General features: G+C 65.2%; 26 protein-coding genes and 1 pseudogene. 12 read left to right on the forward strand and 15 right to left on the reverse strand.

What is annotated here, in order from left to right; translation table 11 throughout:
- Positions 1–139: 139 nt before the first annotated feature.
- Entirely contained in the window at positions 140–895 is a 756-nt protein-coding gene (ubiG, locus tag AC1DZY_RS01180) for a bifunctional 2-polyprenyl-6-hydroxyphenol methylase/3-demethylubiquinol 3-O-methyltransferase UbiG (protein WP_476818226.1), read from the forward strand.
- A gap of 18 nt (positions 896–913) precedes the next feature.
- Here the strand turns inward: ubiG and AC1DZY_RS01185 are convergent, their stop codons facing one another.
- Positions 914–1,222 carry a hypothetical protein gene (locus AC1DZY_RS01185; protein ID WP_476818227.1) on the reverse strand — a complete coding sequence of 103 codons (309 nt, stop codon included), beginning with the start codon at positions 1,220–1,222 and terminating at the stop codon, positions 914–916.
- A gap of 231 nt (positions 1,223–1,453) precedes the next feature.
- Here AC1DZY_RS01185 and ccrA point away from each other — a divergent pair, with 231 nt between their 5' ends.
- The 6 genes from ccrA to AC1DZY_RS01215 all read left to right on the forward strand — a co-directional run bounded on the left by ccrA (position 1,454) and on the right by AC1DZY_RS01215 (position 7,178).
- Positions 1,454–2,731 carry a crotonyl-CoA carboxylase/reductase gene (ccrA, locus tag AC1DZY_RS01190; protein ID WP_476818228.1) on the forward strand — a complete coding sequence of 426 codons (1,278 nt, stop codon included), beginning with the start codon at positions 1,454–1,456 and terminating at the stop codon, positions 2,729–2,731.
- A gap of 139 nt (positions 2,732–2,870) precedes the next feature.
- Positions 2,871–3,125: a GlsB/YeaQ/YmgE family stress response membrane protein gene (locus tag AC1DZY_RS01195; RefSeq protein ID WP_476818229.1), complete on the forward strand. Its 255-nt coding sequence runs from the start codon at positions 2,871–2,873 to the stop codon at positions 3,123–3,125.
- 65 nt (positions 3,126–3,190) lie between these two features.
- Positions 3,191–3,610, forward strand: a complete 420-nt coding sequence (locus tag AC1DZY_RS01200; RefSeq protein WP_476818230.1) for a YidB family protein — start codon at positions 3,191–3,193, stop codon at positions 3,608–3,610.
- Between the two features lie 161 nt (positions 3,611–3,771).
- Positions 3,772–4,431 (forward strand): glutathione S-transferase family protein, encoded by a 660-nt coding sequence (locus AC1DZY_RS01205; RefSeq protein WP_476818231.1) that lies wholly within the window; start codon positions 3,772–3,774, stop codon positions 4,429–4,431.
- Positions 4,432–4,527: 96 nt separating this feature from the next.
- Positions 4,528–5,412, forward strand: coding sequence for a DMT family transporter (locus tag AC1DZY_RS01210; RefSeq protein ID WP_476818232.1), 885 nt, complete (start codon positions 4,528–4,530; stop codon positions 5,410–5,412).
- Positions 5,413–5,501: 89 nt separating this feature from the next.
- The gene (locus tag AC1DZY_RS01215) at positions 5,502–7,178 is read left to right on the forward strand and encodes an acyl-CoA dehydrogenase family protein (protein ID WP_476818233.1); all 1,677 of its coding nucleotides are present in this window, start codon (positions 5,502–5,504) and stop codon (positions 7,176–7,178) included.
- A 6-nt stretch (positions 7,179–7,184) separates the two neighbouring features.
- Here the strand turns inward: AC1DZY_RS01215 and AC1DZY_RS01220 are convergent, their stop codons facing one another.
- From AC1DZY_RS01220 to AC1DZY_RS01230, 3 genes are all read right to left on the reverse strand, one after another.
- Entirely contained in the window at positions 7,185–7,556 is a 372-nt protein-coding gene (locus AC1DZY_RS01220) for a DUF2019 domain-containing protein (RefSeq protein ID WP_476818234.1), read from the reverse strand.
- A 217-nt stretch (positions 7,557–7,773) separates the two neighbouring features.
- Positions 7,774–8,145 (reverse strand): DUF2019 domain-containing protein, encoded by a 372-nt coding sequence (locus AC1DZY_RS01225; RefSeq protein WP_476818235.1) that lies wholly within the window; start codon positions 8,143–8,145, stop codon positions 7,774–7,776.
- Complete coding sequence (locus AC1DZY_RS01230; protein ID WP_476818236.1) at positions 8,142–8,930, reverse strand: hypothetical protein; 789 nt, start codon at positions 8,928–8,930, stop codon at positions 8,142–8,144. Before AC1DZY_RS01230 ends, AC1DZY_RS01225 begins: the two co-directional genes overlap by 4 nt.
- A 74-nt stretch (positions 8,931–9,004) precedes the next feature.
- Between AC1DZY_RS01230 and AC1DZY_RS01235 the strand changes: the two are divergent.
- Positions 9,005–9,175 (forward strand): annotated as a pseudogene (locus AC1DZY_RS01235) (acyl-CoA dehydrogenase family protein); the annotation flags it as partial.
- Position 9,176: 1 nt separating this feature from the next.
- On the opposite strand, the gene AC1DZY_RS01240 reads toward AC1DZY_RS01235, so the two are convergent.
- Both AC1DZY_RS01240 and AC1DZY_RS01245 read right to left on the reverse strand, forming a co-directional pair.
- Positions 9,177–9,560, reverse strand: a complete 384-nt coding sequence (locus tag AC1DZY_RS01240) for a DUF6968 family protein (protein ID WP_476818237.1) — start codon at positions 9,558–9,560, stop codon at positions 9,177–9,179.
- Positions 9,521–10,108 (reverse strand): hypothetical protein, encoded by a 588-nt coding sequence (locus AC1DZY_RS01245; RefSeq protein WP_476818238.1) that lies wholly within the window; start codon positions 10,106–10,108, stop codon positions 9,521–9,523. Before AC1DZY_RS01245 ends, AC1DZY_RS01240 begins: the two co-directional genes overlap by 40 nt.
- A gap of 43 nt (positions 10,109–10,151) precedes the next feature.
- On the opposite strand from AC1DZY_RS01245, the gene AC1DZY_RS01250 reads away from it, so the two are divergent.
- On the forward strand, positions 10,152–10,304 hold the full coding sequence (locus tag AC1DZY_RS01250) for a hypothetical protein (RefSeq protein WP_476818804.1): 153 nt from the start codon (positions 10,152–10,154) through the stop codon (positions 10,302–10,304).
- A 255-nt stretch (positions 10,305–10,559) separates the two neighbouring features.
- Positions 10,560–11,114, forward strand: a complete 555-nt coding sequence (locus AC1DZY_RS01255; RefSeq protein WP_476818239.1) for a PAS domain-containing protein — start codon at positions 10,560–10,562, stop codon at positions 11,112–11,114.
- Between the two features lie 1,068 nt (positions 11,115–12,182).
- On the opposite strand, the gene AC1DZY_RS01260 is transcribed toward AC1DZY_RS01255, so the two are convergent.
- Positions 12,183–13,514: a GDSL-type esterase/lipase family protein gene (locus AC1DZY_RS01260; RefSeq protein WP_476818240.1), complete on the reverse strand. Its 1,332-nt coding sequence runs from the start codon at positions 13,512–13,514 to the stop codon at positions 12,183–12,185.
- Here AC1DZY_RS01260 and AC1DZY_RS01265 point away from each other — a divergent pair.
- Entirely contained in the window at positions 13,489–14,079 is a 591-nt protein-coding gene (locus AC1DZY_RS01265; protein ID WP_476818241.1) for a hypothetical protein, read from the forward strand. The two genes, AC1DZY_RS01260 and AC1DZY_RS01265, sit on opposite strands and share 26 nt — an antisense overlap.
- Positions 14,080–14,121: 42 nt before the next feature.
- Here the strand turns inward: AC1DZY_RS01265 and AC1DZY_RS01270 are convergent, their stop codons facing one another.
- Positions 14,122–16,077 (reverse strand): bifunctional 2',3'-cyclic-nucleotide 2'-phosphodiesterase/3'-nucleotidase, encoded by a 1,956-nt coding sequence (locus AC1DZY_RS01270; RefSeq protein WP_476818242.1) that lies wholly within the window; start codon positions 16,075–16,077, stop codon positions 14,122–14,124.
- A gap of 80 nt (positions 16,078–16,157) precedes the next feature.
- Between AC1DZY_RS01270 and AC1DZY_RS01275 the strand changes: the two genes are divergently transcribed.
- Positions 16,158–16,784 (forward strand): glutathione S-transferase family protein, encoded by a 627-nt coding sequence (locus AC1DZY_RS01275; RefSeq protein WP_476818243.1) that lies wholly within the window; start codon positions 16,158–16,160, stop codon positions 16,782–16,784.
- Positions 16,785–17,006: 222 nt separating this feature from the next.
- Here AC1DZY_RS01275 and AC1DZY_RS01280 read toward each other — a convergent pair whose 3' ends face one another.
- From AC1DZY_RS01280 to AC1DZY_RS01310, 7 genes are all read right to left on the reverse strand, one after another.
- Positions 17,007–17,858 carry an HTD2 family dehydratase gene (locus AC1DZY_RS01280; protein ID WP_476818244.1) on the reverse strand — a complete coding sequence of 284 codons (852 nt, stop codon included), beginning with the start codon at positions 17,856–17,858 and terminating at the stop codon, positions 17,007–17,009.
- 216 nt (positions 17,859–18,074) lie between these two features.
- Positions 18,075–19,232, reverse strand: coding sequence for an acyl-CoA dehydrogenase family protein (locus tag AC1DZY_RS01285; RefSeq protein ID WP_476818245.1), 1,158 nt, complete (start codon positions 19,230–19,232; stop codon positions 18,075–18,077).
- A 127-nt stretch (positions 19,233–19,359) separates the two neighbouring features.
- The gene (locus AC1DZY_RS01290; RefSeq protein WP_476818246.1) at positions 19,360–20,553 is read right to left on the reverse strand and encodes a CaiB/BaiF CoA transferase family protein; all 1,194 of its coding nucleotides are present in this window, start codon (positions 20,551–20,553) and stop codon (positions 19,360–19,362) included.
- Positions 20,554–20,680: 127 nt separating this feature from the next.
- On the reverse strand, positions 20,681–21,805 hold the full coding sequence (locus AC1DZY_RS01295) for a zinc-dependent alcohol dehydrogenase family protein (protein ID WP_476818247.1): 1,125 nt from the start codon (positions 21,803–21,805) through the stop codon (positions 20,681–20,683).
- A 206-nt stretch (positions 21,806–22,011) separates the two neighbouring features.
- Entirely contained in the window at positions 22,012–22,971 is a 960-nt protein-coding gene (locus tag AC1DZY_RS01300; protein ID WP_476818248.1) for a LysR family transcriptional regulator, read from the reverse strand.
- Between the two features lie 242 nt (positions 22,972–23,213).
- A complete protein-coding gene (locus AC1DZY_RS01305; RefSeq protein ID WP_476818249.1) occupies positions 23,214–25,091 on the reverse strand; it encodes a bifunctional sugar phosphate isomerase/epimerase/4-hydroxyphenylpyruvate dioxygenase family protein in 1,878 nt (625 codons plus the stop codon).
- Positions 25,088–26,149, reverse strand: coding sequence for a Gfo/Idh/MocA family protein (locus tag AC1DZY_RS01310; protein ID WP_476818250.1), 1,062 nt, complete (start codon positions 26,147–26,149; stop codon positions 25,088–25,090). The genes AC1DZY_RS01305 and AC1DZY_RS01310 overlap by 4 nt, the downstream gene beginning before the upstream one ends.
- Positions 26,150–26,169 lie beyond the last annotated feature (20 nt).

The following is a 26,169-nucleotide window of genomic DNA, read 5'->3' on the forward strand; positions in this document are numbered from 1 at the left end:
TCTGCGATCGCAAATCCCGGCGCGGAGGCCGGGACGAAAGGTCACCCTCGCGCTGGTCGAAGGGCCGGTGTAGATGACGGGCGAAGGCGCGACTGTCAATGCGATCAGCGCCGGCGGCGTATCAACGGGAAATCGAACCATGGCGGCGACGGCCCAGAGCGAGAGCGCCACGATCGACCCCGCCGAGGTCGCCCGCTTCGATGCGATCGCCGCGACCTGGTGGGACCAGAAAGGACCGATGGCGGTCCTGCACAAGTTTAACCCCGTGCGCCTGTCTTTCATCCGCGATCTCGCCTGCGACCTTTTCAGGCGCGATGCCCGAACGCTCGGCTGTCTTGAGGGGCTGACGCTGGTCGATATCGGCTGCGGCGGCGGTGTGCTGTCGGAACCGTTGGCGCGGCTGGGCTGCGAGGTCACGGGGCTCGATCCCGCGCCGACTAATATCGCCGTCGCGCGCGCCCATGCCGAAGGCGGCGGCCTCGCCATCGACTACCGGCAGGAGACGATCGAGGCGCTGGTGGCGGAAGGGCGAACCTTCGACATCGTGCTGGCGATGGAGGTGGTCGAGCATGTCGCCGATGTCGACGCCTTCGTCGCGGCCTGCTGTGCGGCGGTGAAGCCCGGCGGCCTGCTTGTGATGGCTACGCTGAACCGCACGCTGAAATCCTATGCGCTGGCCATCGTCGGCGCGGAATATGTCCTGCGCTGGCTGCCGCGCGGCACCCACGACTGGAACAAATTCGTGACGCCCGACGAACTCTGGCAGGCGATCGAGGCTTGCGGCCTCGAAACCGGCGAGAGCACCGGCGTCGTCTACAATCCGCTTTCGGGGCGCTGGTCGCAGTCGCGCGACATGGACGTCAACTACATGCTGGCKGCGTATCGGCCTGCCTGACTTTGGCTTGACCGGCCGTCAGATCCAGCGTCGCAGCACGCCGCAAACCAGCAGCATCATCACGCCCGATCCGGTCGCGACTAGCGCCTTCATTGCCTGGACGTTCATCCTGACGGCGAAGCCGAACTTGCGCCAGAGCAGCAGGCCGATGATCGCGCCGACCAGCAGCCACAAGGTGTTGAGCATGACGCCGAAGGCGCCGTCGCCGAGGATCAGGTCCGCGATCCAGCCGATCGCGGCTGCCGCGACGACGGCTATGGCCACGATGACCCACAGGTAGTCCATCGACATGTCCGGCAAGCCGAGCATCAGCAGCGCGTTGCGCATCGGACAGGACCCCCGTTTCCCTGATTCTGGTGATAGCATGGACGCAGGGCCCGGTGGCGATCCTCTTTCCGGCCCCGTCGTCGCGCAGGCGCATGATTGTTTTGCGCTGCGGTATAATTCCTTAGGGGGATAGCGCAGCGCAGCATGAGGCTGCATCATCGGAACTGAACGGGACTGAAGGCCGCAGAGCGCGCGACAAGCCGCCGGCGGAAACGAGCAGGGGAGACGACGATGTCCAAGGCCGCGAACTCCGAGGCGAAGCAGCCGCTCAAGGATCTCTACGAGCTGAACGAACTCCCTCCGCTCGGCCATGTGCCGGCGACGATGTACGCATGGGCGATCCGGCGCGAGCGCCACGGCCCGCCGATGGAGAGTTTCAAGGTCGAAATCGTGCCGACCTGGTCGATCGGCGAGGAGGAGGTACTGCTGCTCGTGATGGCCGGCGGCGTCAACTACAACGGCATCTGGGCCGGGCTGGGCCAACCGATCTCGCCCTTCGACGTCCACAAGGGCGCGCTGCATGTCGCGGGCTCCGACTGCTCGGGCATCGTCTGGGCGGTCGGCTCCAAGGTGAAGCGCTGGAAGGTCGGCGACGAGGTCATCGTCCACTGCAACCAGGACGATGGCGACGACGAGGAGTGCAATGGCGGCGACCCGATGTTCTCGTCCTCCCAGCGCATCTGGGGCTACGAGACGGGGGACGGCTCCTTCGCGCAGTTCTGCCGCGTCCAGTCGCGCCAGCTCATGCCCAAGCCGAAGCATCTGACCTGGGAGGAGGCCGCCTGCTACACGCTGACACTGGCAACCGCCTACCGCATGCTGTTTGGCCATAGCCCCCACACCATCAAGCCCGGCGACAACGTTCTGATCTGGGGCGCTTCGGGCGGCCTTGGCGTCTTCGGCGTCCAGCTCTGCGCGGCTTCGGGCGCCAACGCGATCGGCGTGATCTCCGACGAGAGCAAGCGCGACTACGTGCTGGGCCTGGGCGCCAAGGGCGTGATCAACCGCAAGGACTTCAACTGCTGGGGCCAGATGCCCACGGTCAATTCGCCGGAATACAACGACTGGACCAAGGAGGCCCGCAAGTTCGGCAAGGCGATCTGGGACATCACGGGCAAGAAGGATGTCGACATCGTCTTCGAGCATCCAGGCGAGGCGACCTTCCCGGTCTCCTGCCTCGTCGCCAAGCGCGGCGGCATGGTCGTGTTCTGCGCCGGAACCTCCGGCTTCAACATCACCTTCGACGCTCGCTATGTCTGGATGCGGCAGAAGCGCGTCCAGGGCTCGCACTTCGCCCATCTCAAGCAGGCGAGCGCCGCCAACCAGTTCGTCATCGACCGGCGCGTCGACCCTTGCATGTCGGAGGTCTTCCCCTGGGACAAGATCCCGCTCGCCCACCACAAGATGTGGAAGAACGAGCACGCGCCGGGCAACATGTCGGTGCTGGTCTACGCCCCGCGCACGGGCCTGCGGAATTACGAGGATGTCGCCGAGGCATTAGGGGGCTAGGCATCAGGCTTGTCGTTCCGGCATTGGCGTCGGGTCGTCGAGACAGAGAGGGAACTTTCCGGTTTCGTCCCGGTTCGAAGTCTGAGCAGCATGGGGCAGGCCGTTCGGCCGCCGGCTGCTCGACATCGAGGGGGCGGATATGGGTATCATCGGTACGATCGTGATCGGTTTTCTGGCGGGTATCGTCGCGAAGTTTTTGCATCCCGGTCCCAACGAGCCATCCGGGTTCATCCTGACGACGATCCTGGGCATCATCGGCGCGGTCGTGGCCACCTATCTCGGTCAGGCGATGGGCTGGTATGGCCCCGGCCAGGGCGCTGGCTTCATCGGCGCCGTTGTCGGCGCGGTCATAGTCCTCATCGCCTGGTCGATGCTGAGCCGCCGCAACGCCTGAGCCAACCGCAAAATGCTGGCATTCGGAAGGAATTTTCGATGAGCGAAAACAGTGGATTTCCGTCCATGACGGCGCTTCTCGGCCTGTTGGCCGTGGCCGGATACCAGAACCGCGACAAGCTCGCGGAGTGGTTCTCCGGCTCTCAGGGGCAGGCGCAGCCGCAAAGCGCGCCCTGGGGATCTGCGCCGCCACCAGCGCAGAATACCGGCGCGGGCGGCGTCGGAGGTTTTCTCGGCAGCGGCCTGCAGGAGTTGATCGATCGCTTCCGCCAGGGTGGAAAGAGCGAGGCGGCCGATTCCTGGGTCGGGCCCGGCGCCAATCAAGCGATCTCGCCACCGGATCTCGAACATGCCCTGGGGCCGGATGTCCTGATCGAGCTCGAAAAGAAGACGGGTCTCTCGCGCGCCGAACTGCTCGCGCGGCTGTCGCGCGAACTTCCCGACGCCGTCGATCGCTACACGCCGGAAGGGCGCATCGCCGGCTGATTGGCGATCGCAGACCGAAAAAGACCGGCGGAGAGCTGCAGCGATTAACGTCGCTGCGGCTCTCTTGCGTTTGACGCGCGCTGTGCCGACGGGCGCGCGGGGTTGCATTCGCGATGGCTAACACTTAAACAATCGGTAAAGTAACAACTGCCGAGGCGACCATGCCGCTGGTTCTCTACGCCCACCCGTTCTCGTCCTACTGCCAGAAGGTTCTGATCGCGCTCTACGAGAACGGCACGCCCTTCACCTATCGCGCGCTGGGGCCGGACGACCCCAAGGCCGGCGAGGAACTCGCGGCGCTGTGGCCGCTGAAGAAATTCCCTGTCCTCGTCGACGACGGCGCGACCGTCGTCGAATCCAGCGTCGTCATCGAGCATCTCGGCCTGTACCATCCCGGGCCGGTCGCGCTGGTCCCAGCCGATCCGAAGGCGGCGCTCTCGGTGCGGACCATGGACCGCTTCTTCGACAATTACGTCATGACGCCGATGCAGGCGATCGTGTTCGACCATATGCGGCCCCCCGAGGAGCGGGATCGCAATGGCGTCGCCAAGGCGCGCGAAAATCTGGACGACGCCTATCGTTGGCTCGATGGCGTGATGGCGGATCGCGAATGGGCCTGCGGCCCCGACTTCACCCTGGCCGATTGCGCCGCCGCGCCGTCCCTGTTCTACGCCGACTGGGTGCACGAGATCGACACGGCCTTTCCGCATGCGCGCGCCTATCGGGCGCGGCTGCTGGCGCGGCCGTCATTCGCCCGCGCGGTCGACGAGGCGCGGCCCTATCGGCACTTCTTCCCGCCGGGCGCGCCCGACCGCGATTGACGGCCGATACAGGTCTGGCGGACATGGCGGCAGGGCGTTGCCGCTCTGTCGGCACGGTCCATAGGTGGGTAAAGCATCGCCTCCCACAGGCGAACCATGTTCGATTCTCCGCTCTTCCTGCGCGCCACGCCGCTGATCTTCACCTTCCTCTGGTCGACCGGCTGGATCGTGGCGGGCTATTCGGCGCGCTATGCCGACCCGCTGACCTTCCTGCTGGTGCGCTATGCCTCCGCCGGCGTGCTGATCGCGGGGATCGCGATCGCGCTGCGTGCGCCCTGGCCCAAAGGCCGGCGCGCCATCCTCGACTGCGTCGTCACCGGCATCCTGCTCCACGCGGCCTATCTCGGCGGCGTCTGGTGGGCGGTGCGCCATGGCCTGCCGGCGGGTATCTCCGGCCTGATCGCCGGCCTGCAGCCGATCCTGACCGCGCTGTTTGCGCCGATGCTGGTGGGCGAGCGTATTTCGCCGGTGCGCTGGGCCGGCATCCTCTGCGGCTTTCTCGGCATCGCGCTGGTGCTCGAGCCCAAGATCGTCGGCGTCGACCCGGCCGCGCTCTGGGCCGTGCTGCTGCCGGTCGCGATCAATGTCGTCGGCATGTTCGCGGTGACCTTCGGCTCGTTCTACCAGAAGGCGCGCATCGTCTCCGGCGACCTGCGCACGGTGACCGCCGTGCAATACGCCGCGGCCTTCCTGGTGACGCTGCCCTTCGYCTGGGCGCTCGAACCGATGCGGATCGAGTGGAACCTGACCATGGCGCTGGTCCTGGCCTGGTCGGTGCTGGCGCTGTCGCTGGGCGGCATCGGGCTTTATCTGCTGATGATCCGGCGCGGCGAGGTCTCGCGCACCGCGACCTTCCTCTATCTCGTCCCGGCGACCGTGGCGGTCGAGGCCTGGATCCTGTTCGGCGAGGCGCTGAGCCCCGTTCAGATCGCGGGCATGCTGGTGGTCGTCATCGGCGTCGTGCTGGCGAGCCGGAAATAGCGCCGCGGCGGCGGCCCATGCGCCGAAAGAGGCATTTCTGATTTCCGAAAACTCGCCCTATGCTGCGTCGCAACACGGGGAGAGAAATCATGAGCGCGAACGCCGCCCTGAAGTCGCAGACGCCGCCGACGGCCATCGAGCTGATCGGCGCGGCGCTGCCGGGTTTCGAGACACTGCTGGAGCAGGCCATCGCGGCCGTCCGGCACAAGGTCACCGTCGACGGCAAGATCTCCTCGCAGAAGCTCGAAGCCGAGCAGCACGCCGCCCACGGCCTGTCCTGGCTTGCGACCTATGTCATGGCGCTGCGCGAGATGAAGGCCTATGGCGAGCGCCTGCAGGCTGAGGATCGCTATGGCGCGACCGAGGACTACGCCATCCGGATCGGCGCCGGCGAATACGCCGCCCAGATCTTCGGCGGCATCCCGATGAGCCAGGGCGAGATGGTCCGGCTGGGCGCGCTCGGCCTGCCCGCGAAAGCGATCGCCGCCGCCTGCTCGGATGCGGCCGACACGCTGATCGCGCAGGGCAATACGCCCGAGAACCGCGCCCGCCTCGTCTCGCTCTTCAGCCAGGACCACGGCCTTATCAGCGTCGGCGATCCCGGCCTCGACGAGACGCTGGAAGCGATCCGTTCGGAAATGGCTCGCTTCTGCGCCGCCGAAGTGACGCCCCACGCCCATGAATGGCACCTCAAGAACGACTACATCCCAATGCCCGTCGTCGAGAAGATGGCCGAGCTCGGCGTCTTCGGCCTGACCATCCCCGAGGAATTCGGCGGCATGGGCCTGAGCAAGGTCTCGATGTGCGTCGTCTCCGAGGAACTCTCGCGCGGCTATATCGGCGTCGGCTCGCTCGGCACGCGCTCCGAGATCGCAGCCGAACTGATCCTCTGCGGCGGCACCGACGAACAGAAGGCGAAATGGCTGCCGAAACTCGCCGCCGGCGAGGTGCTGCCGACCGCCGTCTTCACCGAGCCCAACACCGGCTCCGACCTCGCATCCTTGCGCACGAAGGCGGTCAGGGATGGTGATGTCTGGAAAATCTCCGGCAACAAGACCTGGATCACCCATCCCGTCCGCGCCGACATCATGACGCTGCTGGTCCGCACCGATCCCGACGCGGCCGGTTATCGCGGCCTCTCGATGATGATCGCCGAGAAGCCGCGCGGCACCGACGAGGACCCGTTCCCGGTCGAAGGCCTCACCGGCGGCGAAATCGAGGTGCTCGGCTATCGCGGCATGAAGGAATACGAGCTCGCCTTCGACGGTTTCGAGGTCAAGGCCGAGAACCTGCTCGGCGGCGTCGAGGGCCAGGGCTTCAAGCAGCTGATGCAGACCTTCGAGGCCGCCCGCATCCAGACGGCGGCGCGGGCCGTGGGCGTCGCGCAATCGGCCTTCGACCTCGGCCTGCAATACGCCCGCGACCGCATCCAGTTCGGCAAGCCGCTGATCGCCTTCCCGCGCGTCGCCGACAAGCTCGCCATGATGGCGGTCGAAATCTTGATCGCCCGCCAGCTCACTTACTTTGCCGCCCGCGAAAAGGACGCCGAACGCCGCTGCGATCTCGAAGCCGGTATGGCGAAGCTGCTGGGCGCCCGCGTCGCCTGGGCGGCGGCCGACAACGCGCTCCAGATCCATGGCGGCAACGGCTTCGCGCTGGAATACAAGATCAGCCGCGTCCTCTGCGACGCGCGGATTTTGAACATTTTTGAAGGCGCTGCGGAGATTCAGGCGCAGGTGATTGCGCGGAGGTTGGTGGAGGGGTGAGGAGCGTTAAGTTGGACGGTAAATGCCACGGTCAAGATTGATCAGGCTCATGCCAGCGTCGCCCGCTTGCGGTTGCCATTTCGATTCAGCGATCAGCTCCATCTCGCGGCGGGCTTCCTTGTAGTCAACCGCGAGCACTGCATGAGCTGCTGTCAGGCGAACCTGAAAATTGCCTTGGCCGAAGAATTTCTTGAGCATGCGGCGGCGATCGCCACTGCGCGATTTGAGTTCGTCCGTGATTGCCTGGATAACTTTGTATCTGCGGCTACACGCGGCGATTTCTTCCCTCTCCAGCGCTACATACTGGGAAAGACACAAGCGCTCGAATTCGTTGATAAGCTCAAGATCGGTCATTTCTTGGAACTGTGCAGCGGTCATGGCTTTAAAATCCCGAATTGTCTTAGCGCGCTTTGACCGACCCGGGCATGCCGCGAGTGTGATCAGCGACACGCATCACGTCGGCGGCAACGGGTTCGCGTTGAATATCCGATCAGCCGGGTCGTCTGCGACGCATGGATTTTTAAACATCTTCGAGAGGGTTGCGGAGATTCAGGCGCAGGTGATTGCGCGGCGGTTGGTGGAGGGGTGAGTGGCGTCAGGTAGGCCGATAGATGCCACGATCCAAGCTGTCGAGCGCCATGCCGGCAGCACCTGCCTGTGGGTTCCATTTGGACGATGCGACCAACTCAAGCTCGCGTCGAGCTTCCATATAGTTGACTGCGAGCGTTGCGTGGGCTGCAGTTAGCCGAAGCTGTAGATTGCCGTGCCCAAAGAACTTCTTGAGCAGGTGCCGGCGATCACCATCACGCGCTTTAAGCTCGTTCTCGATAGCTTTGATGATTTTATATCGACGATTGTAGACGGAAATCTCTTCGCGCTCGAGTGCGACATATTGATCCAGACACAACTGTTCGAATTTGTCGACGAGCTCCGAATCAGTCATTTTTTTATAGTGCGTCGTGTTCATGGCTTTAAAACTCCGAAGCGTCTCAGCGCGCTTTGGCCGACCCGGGCACGTTCGGACCAGTCTTTGCCGCGAAGATACTCGCGTGGCGAGAGGCCGCCGAGTTCAGGGGTTACTGTTTGATACCAAGCTGAAATCTCCCGGTGCTTATAAATCGGCACGCTGACGACATTGTCCACGCCGTCGATCATCGAGCGCGGGAAGCCGTCCCGTTGCGCTGGAGTCTGCTCGACGATGTGATGGCGATGATAGCCTGATCTCGCCTCCCGCGCCCCGCCGATCAACTCGTCCATCGGCTTGGGTGAATCGAGATTCGATCGGATCGACGGCCATTCCGTCCGCAGCCAGTCGGCGGCTTCGATCGCCGCCAGCGCGACCGCAACTTGCGGAACGCGCCGCGCGCCAAACAGCGCAAGCCACTTCGCGACTTCCTTGGCCTGTTGCAGCCTGGACTTCGGATCGCCAGGATCCTGCTTCGGAATCTGTCGCGGCTCGTCGAGCGATGGACCTTTGTTGTGCCCAATGCCGGGCGAGTTGGCTAAGATGATCGACCGCTCGGACTCACGCTCCCGCGCATAGCCCTCGACATAGATCCATTGGCCGGCGCCGGGCCCTGGTCCTGGCGCTCGCGGCTGGGCGGGATTGAAGTTCGCCTTCGCGATCAGCGCGCCCAGCCGGTCGAGCGCGGCGATCATCCGGTCGCCGGCAAGCTTGCATGTGAGGGCGTTGTAGCGCTGCCGGTAGGCGCGCCGGTTTTCGATCAGTCTTTGATGTGTGAGATGTTGCATCCGGCGCTTGGTCTCCGCGACGGATACGGAGATTAAGCGCGAAAACGACACCGGGGATAAGTCGAGGCGCGACCCGCCTTGCGTCGCGGTTCGCCGACAACGCCCTGCAGATCCATGGCGGCAACGGCTTCGCGCTGGAATACAAGATCAGCCGCGTCCTCTGCGACGCGCGGATTTTGAACATTTTCGAGGGCGCGGCGGAGATTCAGGCGCAGGTGATCGCGCGGCGGCTGGTGGAGGGGTAGATCATCCGAATACGAACGCATCGTCTCCGACAAGGAGATGTTTTATCGTTCTCGGCACGGGATAGCCGTAACCCTTGCCCGAGATCTCCCAGCGCAGCCGTCCGGAGAGATGATAGTCGCTGGTGTAGATGTCGGTTCCTATTGCCTGCATCGTCAAGAGCATGGCTTGCGTCGAATCAATGCCGTAGCCGAATCCACGTCTCGGATGGTCCGGCCACCCAATTTCATACGCGCAACTCCAATCCCGTTCACCCTGAATAGGCTCGGAGACAACAATCGCTATCTCGACATCGCCGGACAGCGTCGCGTAAGTGAGTGAACGTCTTATGATTTCCATAAAAAATCTCAATAGTTGAACGGCGGTATCGGCTGCTTCGCCAAGCACGATGCATAACGCTGGTAGGCTTGATCGTAACAAGACCTCATCCCAACCATTCGACATTGGAAGATGTCGCGTTCGAGTTGTGCTTCGCACGCGTTGCGCAGGGCGCGTCCTCCACTGGATGCAATCGATCCGATCGGCAAATCCCCTAGAAGGCTGCCGTTTTGGCTTGCCCATTGACCACCGTCCGGGCTGCCGGCAGGGACTCGCGGCTGATCGGCGTTGTATCCCGCGTGGGCGCCGACGGACACCTCTGGCTGATCAGCGTCGTCGCTCTTCTCGCCTAGTATCTCGCCCAATCGGTCCAGCGCGGCGATCATCCGATCGCCTGCAAGCTTGGTCAGCAACGCGTTGCGGCGCGCTCGGACAGCGTAAAATTCATCCGCGATATGGAGGTATGAGGGGTGCATCCGGCGCTGATCTCCTACGGCGGATACGGAGATTAAGCGCGAATTCGCGACCCGGGGATAAGTCGAGCCGCTCAGGCGGGTATAAAGCGGCAGGCTGCTGACAAGCGCGCCGGCGACCACCAGTGACACTGGCAGCAGCATCGTCTGCAACGGCGCCTGGCCGAGTACCAGGCACGCCGCGATCGTGATCAGCGACGGGCATCACGTCGGCGACAACAGGTTCGCGCTGGAATATCCGATCGGCCGCGTGTTGTGTACGCATGGATTTTTAAACATCTTCGAGAGGGTTGCGGAGATTCAGGCGCAGGTGATTGCGCGGCGGCTGGTGGAGGGGTGAGAGGGGGGCGTCTGAGATATTAGACGATGATTGCTGGCCACAGGCGCGCGAGCCAGGATCAGTTCTGCTGACGACATATAGCCAGGAGTGTGCCGGCCAGATTAGGACCCCTCAAAAGTGCAGGCGCGTCATGTCCGATTGGCGCTTCCATTGTGCAATGCAGCATGGTTAACGGGGCGCGCTTGAGATCGCGCCATGAGTGGCCGAGTGCCTGCCGCCTAGCAACCATTTCTGAAGAAAGTAAAGCACGTCGTCATGGGCATGAAGCTCCCGCATGCAGTTCAGAGTCCAAATATGGGCATGTGGACGTTCGATGTAAAAGAGGATTTGGTCTATGGCGACCCTGTTCTCGCGCTTTATTTCGGAGTTGCTGTGGAGGAAGCTTCGAAAGGATTGCCTTTGGATGTATTCTTTGATGCGGTACACCCAGACGATCTTGCGCGAGTTCAGGACGAAATTGCGAGAACATGCGCTGGGCAAAGCGCATTTCGTTCTGAGTACCGAGTTTTCGGGAGCGACCGGAAATGGCGCAGAATTCTTGCGACTGGGCGCTGCTTTTACCAGAACGGCGAGCCTATTCGGTATCCTGGCTTCGTCACCGAGATCGAGCCCGTTTCTGCAAAAACCAAAGAGCCTCTTGACGAGTTGTCAGATTTAACAATAGCCGCAAAGAATTCTGCCGTTGCCGATAAGCGAAATTTTATCGCATATTTATTGGATATGGTTTTGCTTGAGATCGGCAGAGCACTAGCTTCCAGACAAGTCAGCCGATTGATGCCGGACAATATTCAAAAAGACCGCCTCGCTTAGTCTAGGGGCGGTCTTTAGTAGCGCAGCATGTCAGGAATGACGGCTCCAACTTTGTTCAGCTAGTCATTATTTCGATCTGTGCAGTTAATGTCACCAGCCAACGTCCTCACAAAATCCATTACTTTTGTTCGATCTGGTGTAGACAAAGCTAAAAATAATCTGACCAGATCCAAACTCTCGTTTGGGTCTGCATAAACTGCCGCTTGATGCGGGTTGTCGCACTTGGGTTGATGCTGCATATCGCTCATGACAACTGGCTCGAAATACACACTAAGGACACGAGTCATACGCGCGCCACGCCGTTTGGTTTCGCGCTGCACCATAAATAAGGCTTTTGAGTTCTGGTATGATGCTGGAGCGTGGCTGCCTGCATGATATGGCATTAAGACTGAGGCTTTTAGCGTCGCTAATGCTGATTTCCACGCCAGTGAACGTTTGCGGAGAGGCGACGTTTTGGCGGCCGTGGCCGCAGACCCGGCACTGGGAAGGTCAGCGATGAGGGCCAGCCGCTGATCGTCAAGGGCGCGACGAAGCCGTAGAGCCTTGCACGGAGACGGCAGGCGCTCATCCGGCGCTCCGCGCCACCTTCTCCCATCCGGGAGAAGGGAAGAGGACGGCGGCGCCCCCACACAAAACTTATCCCCGGCCCCTCCGCCCCATGCCTATTCTCCCCCCGTTCCACCCGACCAAGGGGGCTGTCGCGAGGCGTCGTGCGGCCGGGTGGGATTGCGGTGTTCATGGCTCTCGGCCGTCGCTGGCTCGGGCCATGAAGGGGTCGATCGTCGTCCGGACCGAGGCGGGTCCGGTCTCGTGCCGAGACATCAAAGCACGGCGGGGACACCGAAAGACAACCGCGCGCGGGGCGGGGTGGCGGCTTTTGGCGCTGCTTCGACAGACATCTCGACATCGACATCGGCACGCAGCCGTCGACTGCGACGCCACCTCTCCCCGCGCATCCCCTTTTGGATACGCAATCGGAAGACCCGAAAACCTCGCGGCGCAAGCCGGCCGAGGTTTTCGGTGCGATCCACGTCGCGGACCGGCGGCGCGCGCCTCGCCGGCGCAAACCTACCGCTTCAGCCCCGGCACCACGGCCGCCGGATCGACCGCATACCCCATTGCCTGATAGCCGGTGCGGTTGGGGTGGAGCTTGTCGCCCGCGCCGCCCGTGGTCGATTCCGGCACGAACTCGGCCTTGAGCCCGCCGGTCGAAGCGTCGAGCGTCGCCGCGTCGAAATCCACCACTGCGTCAAAACTGCCGGGGCTGCGGATGAAGGCGTTCAGCGCCTTGCGCTTCCCGTCCTGCTCTGGCGAGCCATGGGCAGCGCTCGAACTGCCCAGCGCGGTCGCGACCGTTGCGCCGACCGCGCGGATGCCGCGCGCCCGCAATCTGGCGACGCCGTCGCGCATCGCGGCTTGGGCTGCCTCGACGCTGGCGTTGCCGTTCTTGCTGAAATCGTTGATGCCTTCCAGCCAGACCAGGCTGGTGACGCCCGAAAGCGAGAGCACGTCGCGCTCCAGCCTCTGGCCCGAGGCCGGCCCGCCGGGAAAGGGCTTTGCCGGCGAATACTCGGCAGGCCCCGCAATCTGGTTGCCGCCGATCCCGGCATTGACCACGGCGACGCGGTTGACGCCGAAGGCCTGCGCGAGCCTGCGCGCCAGCACGTCGGGCCAGCGGTCGTCGCCATTCATCACCGAGGCCGTACCGTCCGTGATCGAATCGCCGAAGGCGACGACGACGGGTGTCTCAGTGGGAGCCTGCATGTCCACCGCATCGAGGAAGAACCAGGAGGCGGTCGCGTGGGGGAAGGCGGCCTCGGTCTCCTCGGCTCCCTTGGCGCCGGCGCGCGGGGCGCTGACATAGGAGGTCTGCAGCGCCTTGGCGTGCCAGGTCATCGGCCCGCTCTCGCCCGCGACATGGAAGGAGACCGCGAGCTTGCGGCCCTGCAGCAAAGGCGAAGCGGGATCGCCGGCGAAGGGCAGCTCGACCGGGTCGCTCCACGCCGATGCTCCCGGCTCCAGCGTCAGCGAGGCCTTGCCGGCGAAGCTGACGGGCCTGTTGCTGCCAGGCATGAGCGCGGCCGAGCCGAGCTGCAGCCCGACATGGACGCCGTCGAACGTCACCGGCTTTGTCCCGAACGCGTTGCTCAGGCGCATGCGCGCCTGCCGGCCCCACAGGCTCGGACGCAGGATCAGCCGAAAGCTCTGGTCGACGGCCCCGGCCGCTGGCTCGGGAAAGGCGAAGCGCTGGTCCGGCTGGGCCGAAGGGTTTCCGACGGGGTAGGGGCCCTGCGCCGAGGCGGCCCAACTCGTTTTCCAGGCGAGGCTGCCCGATTGCGCAAAAGCCTCGCCCGTCATTCCAGAGAATAGCGTCATGATGACCAGGATCGTCCGCAGCATTCTGTCCTCCCGTTTTTTTGCCGAGGATGGCCACCGGCGCAGCCGCTTGCAAGCCGAAATCGGCCTCTTGACATCAAACGATGCCAGAACAAAAAATGAACATGCAAGCGTTGAGTGGAGGTTGCCGATGTCGATGGAGCTTTGGGTCGCGCTGCCTGTCGGGGAGGTAGTGACGGCCGCGGCTGTCGTCGCCGAAGCGCGCCATCTGGGTTTCGATCTCGCTCTGCCCGACGCCATGGTGTTCGATGAGCTCGCCGGCTTCCAGCCCGGCAGCCTGGACGGCGAGACGGCAGGCGTCGAAGTCGAGGTTTTCGATCGCTACGACGTCGCCGACATGGCGGAAGCCTTTGGCGAAAGAGCCTCGACGATGGGGCGCATCGCGGCCTTTCGCTGGAGTGGCAGCTTCATCGAAGGCGCGTTCGCCTATGTTTTCGCCGCGGCTTTGGTCGCGGCCAACGACGCGGTCTGCTTCGATCCGGAAGAGGACGCGCTTTTGCCCGTCGAACGGATCGTCGAGGTAGCGCGCAGCCTTCTGACGGAAGCGAACAGGGCGTCGGCCGGCTAGGGACGGCTGAGTTGATGGGTAACGACGCGCTGCGTCAGCCTGTCAGCCTGTCAGCCGATACTTCGCAAAGCCTTCGCCGCCATCGCCGGCCGGTTCGGCTTTCAGCCCCTCCGGCAGCTTGCCGGCTGCCGCGGGCGAGGTCACGAAGGTCGCGTTCACGCCTGCCGGCAATGGCTTGAGCGCCCAGTTGCCGTCGGCCTTGGGCTCGATCGTCCCCTTCGCGAGAATGTAGCGCACCACGACATCGCGGTTGAGATCGGGCGCTTCCAATACGATCGTCGTCTTCGTGCCCGGGAAATTGCCGCCGCCCGAGGCGCGGTAATTGTTGGTCACGACGAGGAACTGGGCGCTCTCGCCGATCGGCTTGCCCTCGAAGGCGAGATCGACGATGCGATGGGCGTCCGGCGCGACGAGCTTGCCGTCGCCATCGTAGCGCGAGGCCTGCGTGACATCGATCCGGTAGCTGACACCGTCGATCACATCGAAATTGAACGGCGGAAAGCCCTGATTGATCAGCGGCTGCTCCTCCGTTTTGCCTGCGTCGATGCGGTTGAAGATGCCCGCCGAGCGTTCCAGCCACTCTCGCACCTGCGCGCCGGTCACTTTCACGATCTGCACGGTGTTGGGGTAGAGATAGATGTCGGCGACGTTCTTCAGCGCCAGCGGCCCGGCCGGGATATCGGTGTAGAAGGACGGCCCCGCGCGCCCACCGGATTTGAACGGCGCCGCCGCCGACAGGATAGGCAGGCCCTTCAGCGGCGTCTGCGCCATCAGCGTTCTGGCGTAGGCGGTCTGCGCCTCGTTGACGATCTGGATCGACGGGTCGTCGGCGACGAGCGCGAAGAAGCTGTTGATCGGCGAGGCCGTCGCGCCGACCGGCTCGCGCATATAGGCCAGCGTCGCCTCGTGGTCGGCCTTCACCGTGGCAAGCACGGAGGCCTCGACAGCCGCCCTGGGCACGATCTTGCGGTCGGGCGTGCGTTCGTAGATCGGCCTGGGCTCGACCATGAAGCCCGCGACGCGCCAGCTCTCGCCGAGCTTCTCCAGGTCGAGATCGACGATCCCGAGATGCGAACCCCAGAAGCCGGGCTGGCAGGCGGGCTTGCCATGCAACGAGCCCTTGACGTTGTCGACGCCGGCAATGCCGTCGAAGGCCTTCCCGCCGGGGAAGACGAGATGCTGGTGCCCGGTCAGGATCACGTCGATGCCGTCGAGCTTGGCCAGATGCAGCGCCGCATTCTCTTCCATGCCCTTGCGCTCGCCGCCCGCGATGCCGGAATGGCAGAGCGCGATGACGATGTCGGGCGTGGCCTTGAGCAGTTCGGGCAGGTGCTTGAGCGCCGCGTTGACGATGTCGCCGGCGACGATCCTGCCGTCGAGATTGCCCTTGTCCCATTGCATGATCTGCGGCGGCACGAAGCCGATGACGCCGATCTTGATGATCTGCTGGCCGCCGGCCTCGTCCTCGAAGCTCTGCTCGAACAGACGCCACGGATCGACCAGCGGATAGCCGCCGATCTTCTCGACATTGGCGCAGACGAGCGGAAACTCGGCCTTGGCCAGACCATTGTCGAGAAAGTCGAGGCCGTAGTTGAACTCGTGGTTGCCGAGCGTGCCGCAGGCATAGGGCAGGGCGTTCATCGCGGCCAGCATCGGGTGCGTGTCGCCGGCCTTGAGCCCTTTCTTGTAGGCGATGTAGTCGCCCAGCGACGAGCCCTGCAGGAAGTCGCCATTGTCGAACAGCATGCTGTTCTTGACCTCGGCCTGGGCTGCCTTGATCAGGCTCGCTGTCCTGGCGAGCCCCACCGTGTCGTCGGCGGCGTCGCGGAAATAGTCGTAAGGCACGACATTGACGTGGAGATCGGCGGTCTCTAGCAGGCGCAGTTTCAGCCGCGCCGGCGTCTGCGCGGCGGCAATCGAGGGCAGGGCGGCGACAGCCGCGATGGCGCTGCCGGCCTTCAGCGTGTCACGGCGGTTGAACTGGATTTCGCCTGACATGGCCGGCTCCTGATCGCTTCTGCGGCGAAGGGAAGCTAGCATTGCGGCGGCGGCGTGACACGCCGAAGCTGGGGGCTTCGATGATCCTGATCGGGCAGTATGATTCACCCTTCGTGCGCCGTGTCGCGATCGCGTTGCGGCTTTATGGGCTGGCCTTCGAGCACCGGCCCTGGTCGGTCTTCGGCGACGCAGACAAGGTCCGCGCCGTGAACCCGCTGACGCGCGTGCCGACGCTGGTGCTCGACGATGGCGAAGTGCTGGTCGACAGCGCCAGCATGATCGACTTCATCGACAGCCTCGTGCCGCCGGAGCGCGCCATGTTCCCGCGCGAGGAACCGGCGCGGCGGCGCGCCGTGAGGATCGCCGCGCTGGCGACGGGGCTCGCCGACAAGGCGGTCAGCCTGTTCTACGAGCAGCGGCTGCACAGCGAGATCTCCGATGTCTGGGCCGGTCGCTGCCGCGACCAGATCCTCGCCACGCTCGCCGTGCTGGAGACCGATCGTGCCGGACGGCCGGGCGGATACTGGTTCGGCGGCGGCATCGGCCATGCCGACATCGCGGTGGCCGTCGCGCTGCGCTTTCTCAGTGAGGCGCATCCGGGGCTGGTGGCCTGGGCGGACTATCCCGCACTCGCCGCCCATGCCGCAAGGCTGGAGGCGACGCCGGCCTTCGTCGAGATCGCCCAGCCCTTCGTCGCGCCGGCGTAGACCATCTCGCGGGCAGATTGACCTCACGCCGTCATCCCGGGCGCAGCGAAGCGGAGACCCGGGATCCATTCCGGAACGGTGGTCTTGAGAGGTTCAGGTTTTGTGGGACTTTACTTTTGCAAGGGTCAGGAATGGATCCCGGATCGGCGCCGCTGCGCGGCTTGTCCGGGATGACCCGCGCAGCGATTCCAGCGGAACATGAGGTGATGCAGTGGCTCGCCGTCATTCCGGCCGGCTGACGCCTTCCATCCGCACGCGCCCGTCCGCGCCCTCGGTCCAGGCCCGGATCGCGCCATCGGGCAGGCGGCGGGCCTTCACCGAGAAGGCTGCGCCGGCGATCAGCGGTTCGAGCCCGCGATAGGACAGCCGGATCGGCTCGCCGGGAGCCAGTGTCGCGATCAGGTTCAGCATCAGCGTCGCCTGGATCGGTCCGTGCACGACGAGGCCGGCATAGCCTTCGACCTGCGTGACATAGGGCAGGTCGTAATGGATGCGATGGCTGTTGAAGGTGATCGCCGAATAGCGGAACAGCAGCACCGGATCGGCCTCGACCTGCCAGGCGATATCGGCCGCCTGCGGCTCGACGGCAGCGGGCACAGGGTTTGCCGGCGCGCCCGGCGCGGCTGCGTCGCGATAGACGATGTCGTGGCGCTCGCGCAGGGCGACGCCGCGCGGGCTGACAATGTCATGGTGGACCGCAACGAAGCACAGCGCGCCGCTGCGCCCCTCCTTGGCCGAGACATCGCCGATGCGGGAGCCGCGTGTCACGGTGTCGCCTGTGCGCAAGGGCGCGACGGTTTCGATCAGGCCGCCAGCCCACATCCGGCGCGGCAGCGGCACCGGCGGCAGGAAATCGCCCTTGGCCGGGTGCCCGTCCACGCCGATCGCATTCATCGCGGCGATGCGCGGCGACAGGCACCAGTGCAGCGCGAGCGGCGCGTCGCCGGCCGGGCAGGGCGCGAGATGCGGCGCGAAGGTGGCGTGAAAGCTCTCGACCAGTCGAGGCGTGACGATGTCGGAGGCCTCTTCGGTGCGTCCGATCCAGGTTTTGAGGTGATCGATGTCGAGCAGCATTTGAATTCCCCACGCTTTGAATGAAGGGCGCGAGGAACCCCTCTCCCGGAGGGAGAGGGGCAGGGGTGAGGGGAAGGACGTTCTCCGCATCGAGCGCGACCTGACCGAAGCATCGGGCAGCATCGATGCTCGACTGGTCTGCGGGCCGCCACCTCACCCCTGCCCCTCTCCTTACAGGAGAGGGGTTCCTCGCGCTCGATTCTGAAAAACCGGCGTCTAATAGGATCTGGGCATGCCCAGCACATGCTCGGCCAGATACGACAGGATCAGATTCGTCGAGATCGGCGCGACCTGGTAGAGCCGCGTCTCCCTGAACTTGCGCTCGATGTCGTATTCCTCGGCGAAGCCGAAGCCGCCATGGGTCTGGATGCAGGCGTTGCCGGCCTCGAACGACGCATCCGCCGCGAGCATCTTGGCCATGTTGGCTTCGGCGCCGGGGTTCTCGCCCGCCTCGTAGAGCGCGATCGCCTCGCGCACCATCAGCTCGGCGGCGCGCATGTTGGCGTAAGACTTGGCGATCGGGAACTGGATGCCCTGGTTCTGGCCGATCGGCCGGCCGAAGACGTTGCGCTCCTTCGCGTAGGCGGAGGCCTTGTCGATGAACCATTTCGCGTCGCCGACGCATTCGGCCGCGATCAGGATGCGTTCGGCGTTCATGCCCGACAGAATGTAGCGAAAGCCCTTGCCCTCCTCGCCGACCAGGTTTTCCGCCGGCACCCGGACATTGTCGAAGAACACCTCGGTGGTGGCGTGGTTCATCATCGTGCGGATCGGCCGGATGGTGAGCCCGGCCTTTAGCGCCTCGCGCATGTCGAGGATGAAGACGGACAGCCCGTCGGTGCGCTTGGCGGTCTCCTCGCGCGGCGTGGTCCGGGCGAGCAGCAGCATCAGGTCCGACTGCGCCGCCCGGCTCGTCCAGATCTTCTGGCCGTTGACGACGTAATGGTCGCCGTCGCGCCTTGCGGTTGTCCTGAGCGCGGTCGTATCGGTGCCGCTGGTCGGCTCGGTGACGCCGAAGGCCTGCAGCCGCAATTCGCCCGAGGCGATCTTCGGCAGGTATTGCTGCTTCTGCGCAGGCGAGCCGTGCCGCAGCAGCGTGCCCATGATGTACATCTGCGCATGGCAGGCTGCGCCATTGCAGCCCTGGCGCTGGATTTCCTCCATGATCGCCGCCGCCGCCGAGAGCGTCAGGCCTGCGCCGCCAAATTCCTCCGGAATCAGCGCCGAAAGAAAGCCGCTCTCAGTCAGCGCGCCGACGAACTCGGCCGGATAGGCCATCTCGCGGTCGAGCTTGCGCCAGTACTCGCCGGGAAAGCCGGCGCAGAGTTTGGCGACGGCGTCGCGGATGTCGGCATGGTCAGAAGCGTGCATCATGACTCGTCTTGGCTTTCCGGCACTGAATAAAAGCTGTTCGTTCAAGCAAAACGCACTCATCTCCACCGTCGTCATCCCGGGCAAGCGAAGCGCAGACCCGGGATCCATCGTAGGGCGCCGTGGTGCTTTATGATGGATCCCGGATCGGCGCGGTAAAGCCGCTTGTCCGGGATGACGGAGAGGGTGATCGAACGGCCTTGCGGCCGAATTCGGCGCGCAAGGCCGCGTCGTGCTGGCCCAGAGCCGGCACCGGCCGCATCCGCGCGCGCTTGCCGTCGACGATCGCGGGCGGCGCCAGCATCTCGACATCGCCCGCCGGCGTCGCGACGGGCAGGACCGTCGCCGCCGGATGGCTCATCAGGTCGCTGATGCTGGAGACCGTGCCATAGGCGATGCCGTGGCGGTCGAGCGCCGCGGCGACCTCGGCGAAGGAGCGCGTGCCCAGGATCGCCTGAATTTCCGCATCGAGCGCCTCGCGCTCGCGGACGCGCAGCATGTTGGTGGCGTAGCGCGCATCGCTGGCGAGTGCCTCGCTGCCCAGCACGTCACGAGCGAGAATCTGCCATTCGCGCTCGCTCTGGATCGAGATCAGGACGTTGCCGTCAGCGGTGGCGAAGACGCCATAGGGCGCGATCGAGGGATGGGCCAGGCCGACGCGCGGCGGCTCGATGCCGCCATAACGGCGCATGAGATATGGCACGTTCATCATGTCACCGAGGGTGTCGAACAGCGAGAGCTGGATCGCCGAGCCCTCGCTGGTCCTGGCGCGCCGAAGCAGCGCCTCGAGGATCGCGGCATAGGCAGCCTGCCCGGTTGCGATATCGGCGATCGAGATGCCGATCCGGGACGGACCCGATTCCCTGGTGCCGGTAATGCCCGCGAGACCGGATTCGGCCTGGACCAGAAGATCATAGGATTTGCGCGTGTATTGCGGCGTGCCGGGCGCATAGCCCGAAATGTCGCAGGTGATCAGGCGCGGATAGCGCGCGCGCAATTCGGCCGCGCCCATGCCGAGCCTCGCGGTCGCGCTTGGAGCGAGGTTCTGGATGAAGACATCAGCCTGCGACAGCATCGTCTCCACCATGGCGCGGTCGCCGGCGTCCTTGAGATCGACCCGGCAGGATTCCTTGCCGCGGTTGAGCCAGACGAAATAGGACGACTGCCCCCGGGCGTAGCCGTCGTAGCCGCGCGCGAAATCACCCTCGGCCCGCTCCAGCTTGATGACGCGCGCGCCGGCGTCGGCCAGTTTGCAACTCGCAGTCGGCGCAGCGACGGCCTGCTCAAGCGCCACCACCAGAATTCCGTCAAGAGCATTCGTCATCGCCACGCCGTGCCAGCCTTGCAGTCGGCGCAGAACAGGCGTCCGCGACCAGCCGAGGTCAAATAGTCTTTTGCGATGGGCGCCATAGCGAAAACCGCGCGCCGGTCCAGCGGCTTCCCGGCGGCGATCACATCACCAGCACATGCCGGATCGTGCGGCCTTCGTTCAGGGCGTCGAACCCCTCATTGATCCCTTCGAGGCCGCTCGAACTGGTCCAGAGCTTGTCGACCGGCAGCTTGCCGCGCTGGTAGAGATCGACGAAGCGCGGAATGTCGCGCACCGGGATGCAGGAGCCGACATAAGACCCCTTCAGCGTGCGTTCCTCGCCGACCAGCCTKACCGGCGCGAGCGAGAGCGTATGCGCGGGGTTGGCGAGGCCCGCCGTCGTGGTCGTGCCGCCGCGCCGCGTGATCTGGTAGGCGAGGTCGAGCGCCTTGACCGAGCCCGCCATCTCCAGCCCGTGATCGACACCGCCTTTCGTCGCGGCGCGGATTGCCTCGACCACATCAGCGTCGCCGGCGTTGAACGTGTCGGTTGCGCCAAGCGTCCGCGCGACTGCGAGCTTGTCGTCGGAGAGATCGACCGCAATGACGCGCGCGGCTCCACACGCCGCCGCGCCCATCAAAGCGCTGAGGCCCACTCCGCCGAGGCCGACGACGGCAACCGTCTCGCCGGCGCGCACCTTGGCGGTGTTCACAGCCGCGCCGACCCCGGTCAGCACCGCGCAACCAAACAGCGCCGCGATCTCATGGGGAATGTCGGCTTCGATCTTCACCAGCGAATGGCGCGAGATCACCGCGTATTCGGCGAAGGCTGAGACCCCGACATGGTGATGCACCGGCTTGCCGTTGATCGACAGCCTGCGTCCGCCGCCAATCAGTTCGCCGACGCCGTTGGCCGCATTGCCCGGCTCGCACAACGCCGGGCGGCCTTCGCTGCAGGGCGAGCAATGCCCGCAGGACGGTACGAACACCATGATGACGCGGTCGCCCGCCTTGAGGTCGTGGACGCCTGCGCCCGTCTCGACGACCTCGCCGGCGGCCTCGTGGCCCAGCACCATCGGGACGGGGCGGGGGCGGTTGCCGTCGATCACTGACAGGTCGGAGTGGCACAGGCCCGCCGCGCGTACGCGCACCAGCACTTCGCCGGGGCCGGGAGGAGCCAGTTCGATCTCCTCGATCGACATCGGGCGGCTCACGGCATAGGGCGCGGAGACGGGGCTGGCGTTCAGGACGGCGGCGCGGATTTTCAAAGGCGTTCCTCGATTTTTTAGGAGTCTATCTCACAGCCCTCATCCTGAGGAGCGCCTGCAAGGCGCGTCTCGAAGGATGCTCCAGTCCGCACTGTCTGGAGCATCCTTCGAGACGCAAGCTTCGCTTGCTCCTCAGGATGAGGGCTGAGGATATAGCCTTTGAAAGGTCCGACGCTCGCGGCTCCCTGTCAAAGCCCAAACCGCGATCAGCGATACAAGGCCGGCGGATCACCGTCTTCCCCCAGCGTCGCGGTCCAGGTCTCGTCGATCACCAGCCCGCGCAGGATGTCCCAGGAGAGCTGGCCGACGGCGCGCGCCGCGGTCGGGATCGGGCGTTCCTTGGAATAGGCGAGATAGACCTTGCGGTAGAGCGCCGGCTTCTCGATCCTCCAGGTGTTGAACAGGCCGGCTTTTTCCTGCGCGCTGACCGCCATGCGCGGCAGGATGCCGTAGCCGAGCCCGCGTTCGACCAGGCGCTTGATCTGGCCGTAGGATTCGATCTCGATCGCCGGCTGGATCGTGGTCTGCACGCCTGCCGCCTCGTCGATCTGGTCGCGCAGGCCGTGGCCGGGACCGGGCAGGATCAGGTCGAGCGCGGCGGCCTGCGTCAGCCCGATCCTGCCGCCGGGCGGGATCGTGACGGCGTCGAGCGTCGGCGCGCCGAACAGGCAGAGTTCCTCGGTCAGGACATGATGGATGCTCAGGCCCTTGGGATCGGAGGTCGAATAGATCACCGCGAGATCGACCTCTCCGCGCCGCAGCCAATCCAGCACGAAGCCGCTCATCGCTTCGGCGATCCGGATGCGGATCGCCGGATAGCGCTCGCGCGCGGCCTGGATCAGCGCCACGCTGAACTGCTCGCTGACGGTGCCGGGAAGCCCGATGCGGACCTCGCCGCCGGGCGGCGCCGTCTCGCCGCGCACGCCGTCGCGGAGTTCCGCGAATTCGGCGAGGATCGCGCGGGCGCGCATCAGCAGGCGCTCGCCGGCTTCCGTCGGCTGCACGCCGCGCGCGCCGCGATGCAGCAGCGTGACGCCGAGCTCGTCCTCCATATGGCGCAGATGCTGGCTTAGCGCCGGCTGCGCTACGCGCAGCTTCGTTGCGGCTTTCGAGAACGAGCCCTGTTCGACGATCGCGGTGAAATAGCGGAGCTGGCGCAGATCCATCGCGGTTCAAGGCCTCCGGTCGAGCGTCTCGATCCCATCACCGGCGGTAACGCCAGGGGTCCGGGAAGGCCAGCGGCCGGGTAACAGAATGCGTGAAAGCCAGACGTTGCGCCAGCCGAGCGAAACGATCGAGAAATCCGATGTACGGCAGTGCTTTGCGCCGGCGGCTTGAATCGTTTTCTCCGACGATGTCGGGCGCAGCAACTCCAGTTCTCGTTGATCCCAGACGGCGCGAAGGGACTTCAGCCGTCTCTGAGCGGACGCGGCACCGTCACGGGCCGCGCCTCGCGCGCCTGTGCCGCGAGCCTGACCGGCGCGTTCACCGCCCCGAAGCCGGCATAGCCGCCGCGCCGCTCGATGATCTCGAAGAAGAAGCGCTGCGCGAAGACATGGGTGTAGACCTGCAGGAACTCGGTCTCGCCGTCGCGGTCGTAGAGGATGTGGTGCTCGCGCAGCGCGTCGATCAGCTCCGGATCGAGCCCGTGGCGCGCTTCCAGATCCTCATAATAATTCTCGGGGATGTCGAGGAAGGAGAGACCGGCCTCGCGCATCGCCTTGACGGCCGCGAAGATGTCGGGCGCTGCAAACGCGATATGCTGCACGCCCGAGCCGAAATGCTCCGAGACGAAGCGCGAGGACAGTGTGCGCTGCGCCTGCGAGCCGTTCAGCACGAAGCGCAGGCGTCCGTCGGCGCTGACGATCGGCCGGCTCTCGACCAGCCCGCCGGGGTCGGCGACGGCCGTCTGCGGAATCCGCTCGAGATGGAAGAGCGAGGTGTAGAACAGCAGCCAGGACAGCATCTCCTCATAGTCCATCGACTGGGAGATATGGTCGACGCTCTGGAGGAGTGGCGCGGCAGGCGCGGCCCCGGCGCTGCTGGCGATGAACTCGCGCTCCCAGACATGGCCGAATTCGCCCTGGTCCTGCGTGAAGTAGATCAGCGAGCCGCCGACGCCGCGAATGGCGGGGATATGCATCTCGCCCGGCGCCACAGGCTGCTCGAAGGCGGGGATTTTCAGCGCCCGCGCCCGCTCCATCGCCTGCGCGACGTCGCCGACCTTGAGCCCGATCGCGCAGACGCCGGGCCCGTGCATGATCGCATGAGACTGGGCAAAGCCGTCCTTCTCGGTGTTGAGCACGAGGTTGATCGCGCCCTGACTCCAGCGCGTCACCGATTTGCTGAGATGGGCCCCGGTCTGGCGGAAACCCAGCGCCGAAAACAGCGCGGCGAGATCGGCCGCCGTATCTTCGTCGAGCGCGAACTCGATGAACTCGACGCCCTGCACATCGGCGCGTGGCGGCAGTGTCGGCTTCGTCTGGTCCGCGAGCGCGATCAGCGAGCGCATGCCGTCGGTTGCGAGCCGGCGCGCCGAACCCGCCCGGAACTGGTCGTTGAAGATCTCGTGCGAAAGCGGGCCGGAATAGCCGGTGGCCTCGACCGCCCTGACGAAATCGGCGACCGCCAGATCGCCCTGGCCGGGGAAGCAGCGGAAATGCCGGCTCCAGCTCAGCACATCCATGTCGAGCTTGGGCGCATCGGCGAGCTGGACCAGGAAAATGCGGTCGCCGGGGATCGACGCGATCGGCTCCAGCGGTGATTTTCGCGCCAGCGTGTGGAAGGAATCGAGGATCAGGCCGATCCGCTCATCCCCGGCCCGGCGCACGATCTCCCAGGCGTCGCGATAGTCGTTGACGTGTCGTCCCCAGGCCAGCGCCTCATAGCCGACGCGCACGCCGAAACGGGCGGCCAGTTCGCCGAGTTCGCGCAGATCGGCCGCCGCCCGGTCGATGCCGCCGAGCGATTGCGGCGAAACGTTCGAGCAGATCAGCATCAACTCGGCGCCGAGCTCGTTCATGATCGCGAATTTGCGCTCGGCCCGGGCGAAGGTCCGCGAGCGCAGCGGCTCCGGCATGCCCTCGAAATCGCGGAAAGGCTGGAAGGCGCAGATCGTCAGGCCGAGATCGGCGATCATCCTGCCGACATCGCGCGGACTGCCGTCGAAAGTCAGGAAATCGTTCTCGAAGACTTCGACCGCGTCGTAGCCGGCGGCCGCGATCGCCTGCAGCTTCTCCGAGAGGTCGCCGCTGAGCGAGACGGTCGCAATCGAGGTTTGATTCATGCGGCTCTGGCCCTTGCCTCGGGATCGACGGATACGAGGCCGCCATGCCGCGCAGCTTCGGCTACGGCTTCGACAACGGCAAGGGTGCGGGTCGCATCGGCGGCGCTGGTGATCGGCGTCTCGTCGCCGAGGATCACCGCGCAGAAATGGCGCAGCTGTTCGGCCAGCGGTTCGACTGGTGTCACGTCCAAGGTTTCCCGCAGCAGCGGCTCCCACCAGCCCGGTCGTCCCTCGTAGCGCCAGAGTTCCAGCTTCGGCAGCGACAGCGAGCCTTCGCTGCCGGCGATCAGGTAGCAATCACTCTGCTGCGGTGGGTACGCCTTGTTTTCACCGGAAGACAGCTCCCAGCTCCAGGGCGCGGGCGTCGCATCGGAGACGGTCGCGGTGCCGAGCGCGCCATTGGCGAAGCGGAAGGTCAGCGCCGCCGTGTCCTCGACGGGAAAGCCGCGCGTCGCATTCGACATCATCGCCTGCACGCTCTCGATCTCGCCGCAGATGAAGCGAAGATTGTCGATGTCGTGGATCAGGTTGATCAGCACCGGGCCGCCCCCAGTCTCGCGCCGCCAGGCCACGTCGAAATAATCGTCCGGCTTGCGGATCAGGAACAGCGAGTTGACCGCGACGAGCCGGCCGATGCCGCCTTCCTGCACGAGCTTGCGGGCCGCCTTGACGATCGGGTTGTGGCGGCGGTGGTGGCCTGCCAGCACGGCCAGACCGGTGCGCGCCTGCGCTTCGATCAGGCTTTGCGCCGCGGCGACGCTTTCGGCCAGCGGCTTCTCGACCAGCACGGGAACGCCGGCATCGAGGCAGTCGATCGCATTGGGCACATGCAGCGCATTGGGTGTCGCGATGATCGCGCCATCGGGCTTCAGCGCCGCCAGCATCTCGCGCGGCGAAGCGAACCAGGGCAGGTTCCGCTCGGCCGCGAGCGCCTTTGCGACCTCGGTCGGGTCGCAGATCGCGGCGCAATCGCACTCGGCCGAAGCGTCCAGGCGGTCGAGATGGGCGCGCCCGATCAGACCTGCGCCGACGAGGGCTATTTTCAGGGCCGCACTCACGTCGAGAAGCTTGGGCTGGA

The sequence above is a fragment of the Allobosea sp. P2_A10 genome (assembly GCF_056405115.1).

Coding starts and splice junctions, on each gene's coding strand:
- AC1DZY_RS01185 (WP_476818227.1), bottom strand. CDS start 1,222: ATGCGCAACGCGCTGCTGATGCTCGGCTTGCCGGACATGTCGATGGAC.
- ccrA (WP_476818228.1), top strand. CDS start 1,454: ATGTCCAAGGCCGCGAACTCCGAGGCGAAGCAGCCGCTCAAGGATCTC.
- AC1DZY_RS01195 (WP_476818229.1), top strand. CDS start 2,871: ATGGGTATCATCGGTACGATCGTGATCGGTTTTCTGGCGGGTATCGTC.
- AC1DZY_RS01200 (WP_476818230.1), top strand. CDS start 3,191: ATGACGGCGCTTCTCGGCCTGTTGGCCGTGGCCGGATACCAGAACCGC.
- AC1DZY_RS01205 (WP_476818231.1), top strand. CDS start 3,772: ATGCCGCTGGTTCTCTACGCCCACCCGTTCTCGTCCTACTGCCAGAAG.
- AC1DZY_RS01215 (WP_476818233.1), top strand. CDS start 5,502: ATGAGCGCGAACGCCGCCCTGAAGTCGCAGACGCCGCCGACGGCCATC.
- AC1DZY_RS01220 (WP_476818234.1), bottom strand. CDS start 7,556: ATGACCGCTGCACAGTTCCAAGAAATGACCGATCTTGAGCTTATCAAC.
- AC1DZY_RS01225 (WP_476818235.1), bottom strand. CDS start 8,145: ATGAACACGACGCACTATAAAAAAATGACTGATTCGGAGCTCGTCGAC.
- AC1DZY_RS01230 (WP_476818236.1), bottom strand. CDS start 8,930: ATGCAACATCTCACACATCAAAGACTGATCGAAAACCGGCGCGCCTAC.
- AC1DZY_RS01245 (WP_476818238.1), bottom strand. CDS start 10,108: ATGCTGCTGCCAGTGTCACTGGTGGTCGCCGGCGCGCTTGTCAGCAGC.
- AC1DZY_RS01255 (WP_476818239.1), top strand. CDS start 10,560: ATGGGCATGAAGCTCCCGCATGCAGTTCAGAGTCCAAATATGGGCATG.
- AC1DZY_RS01265 (WP_476818241.1), top strand. CDS start 13,489: ATGATGACCAGGATCGTCCGCAGCATTCTGTCCTCCCGTTTTTTTGCC.
- AC1DZY_RS01260 (WP_476818240.1), bottom strand. CDS start 13,514: ATGCTGCGGACGATCCTGGTCATCATGACGCTATTCTCTGGAATGACG.
- AC1DZY_RS01270 (WP_476818242.1), bottom strand. CDS start 16,077: ATGTCAGGCGAAATCCAGTTCAACCGCCGTGACACGCTGAAGGCCGGC.
- AC1DZY_RS01275 (WP_476818243.1), top strand. CDS start 16,158: ATGATCCTGATCGGGCAGTATGATTCACCCTTCGTGCGCCGTGTCGCG.
- AC1DZY_RS01280 (WP_476818244.1), bottom strand. CDS start 17,858: ATGCTGCTCGACATCGATCACCTCAAAACCTGGATCGGACGCACCGAA.
- AC1DZY_RS01285 (WP_476818245.1), bottom strand. CDS start 19,232: ATGATGCACGCTTCTGACCATGCCGACATCCGCGACGCCGTCGCCAAA.
- AC1DZY_RS01290 (WP_476818246.1), bottom strand. CDS start 20,553: ATGACGAATGCTCTTGACGGAATTCTGGTGGTGGCGCTTGAGCAGGCC.
- AC1DZY_RS01300 (WP_476818248.1), bottom strand. CDS start 22,971: ATGGATCTGCGCCAGCTCCGCTATTTCACCGCGATCGTCGAACAGGGC.
- AC1DZY_RS01305 (WP_476818249.1), bottom strand. CDS start 25,091: ATGAATCAAACCTCGATTGCGACCGTCTCGCTCAGCGGCGACCTCTCG.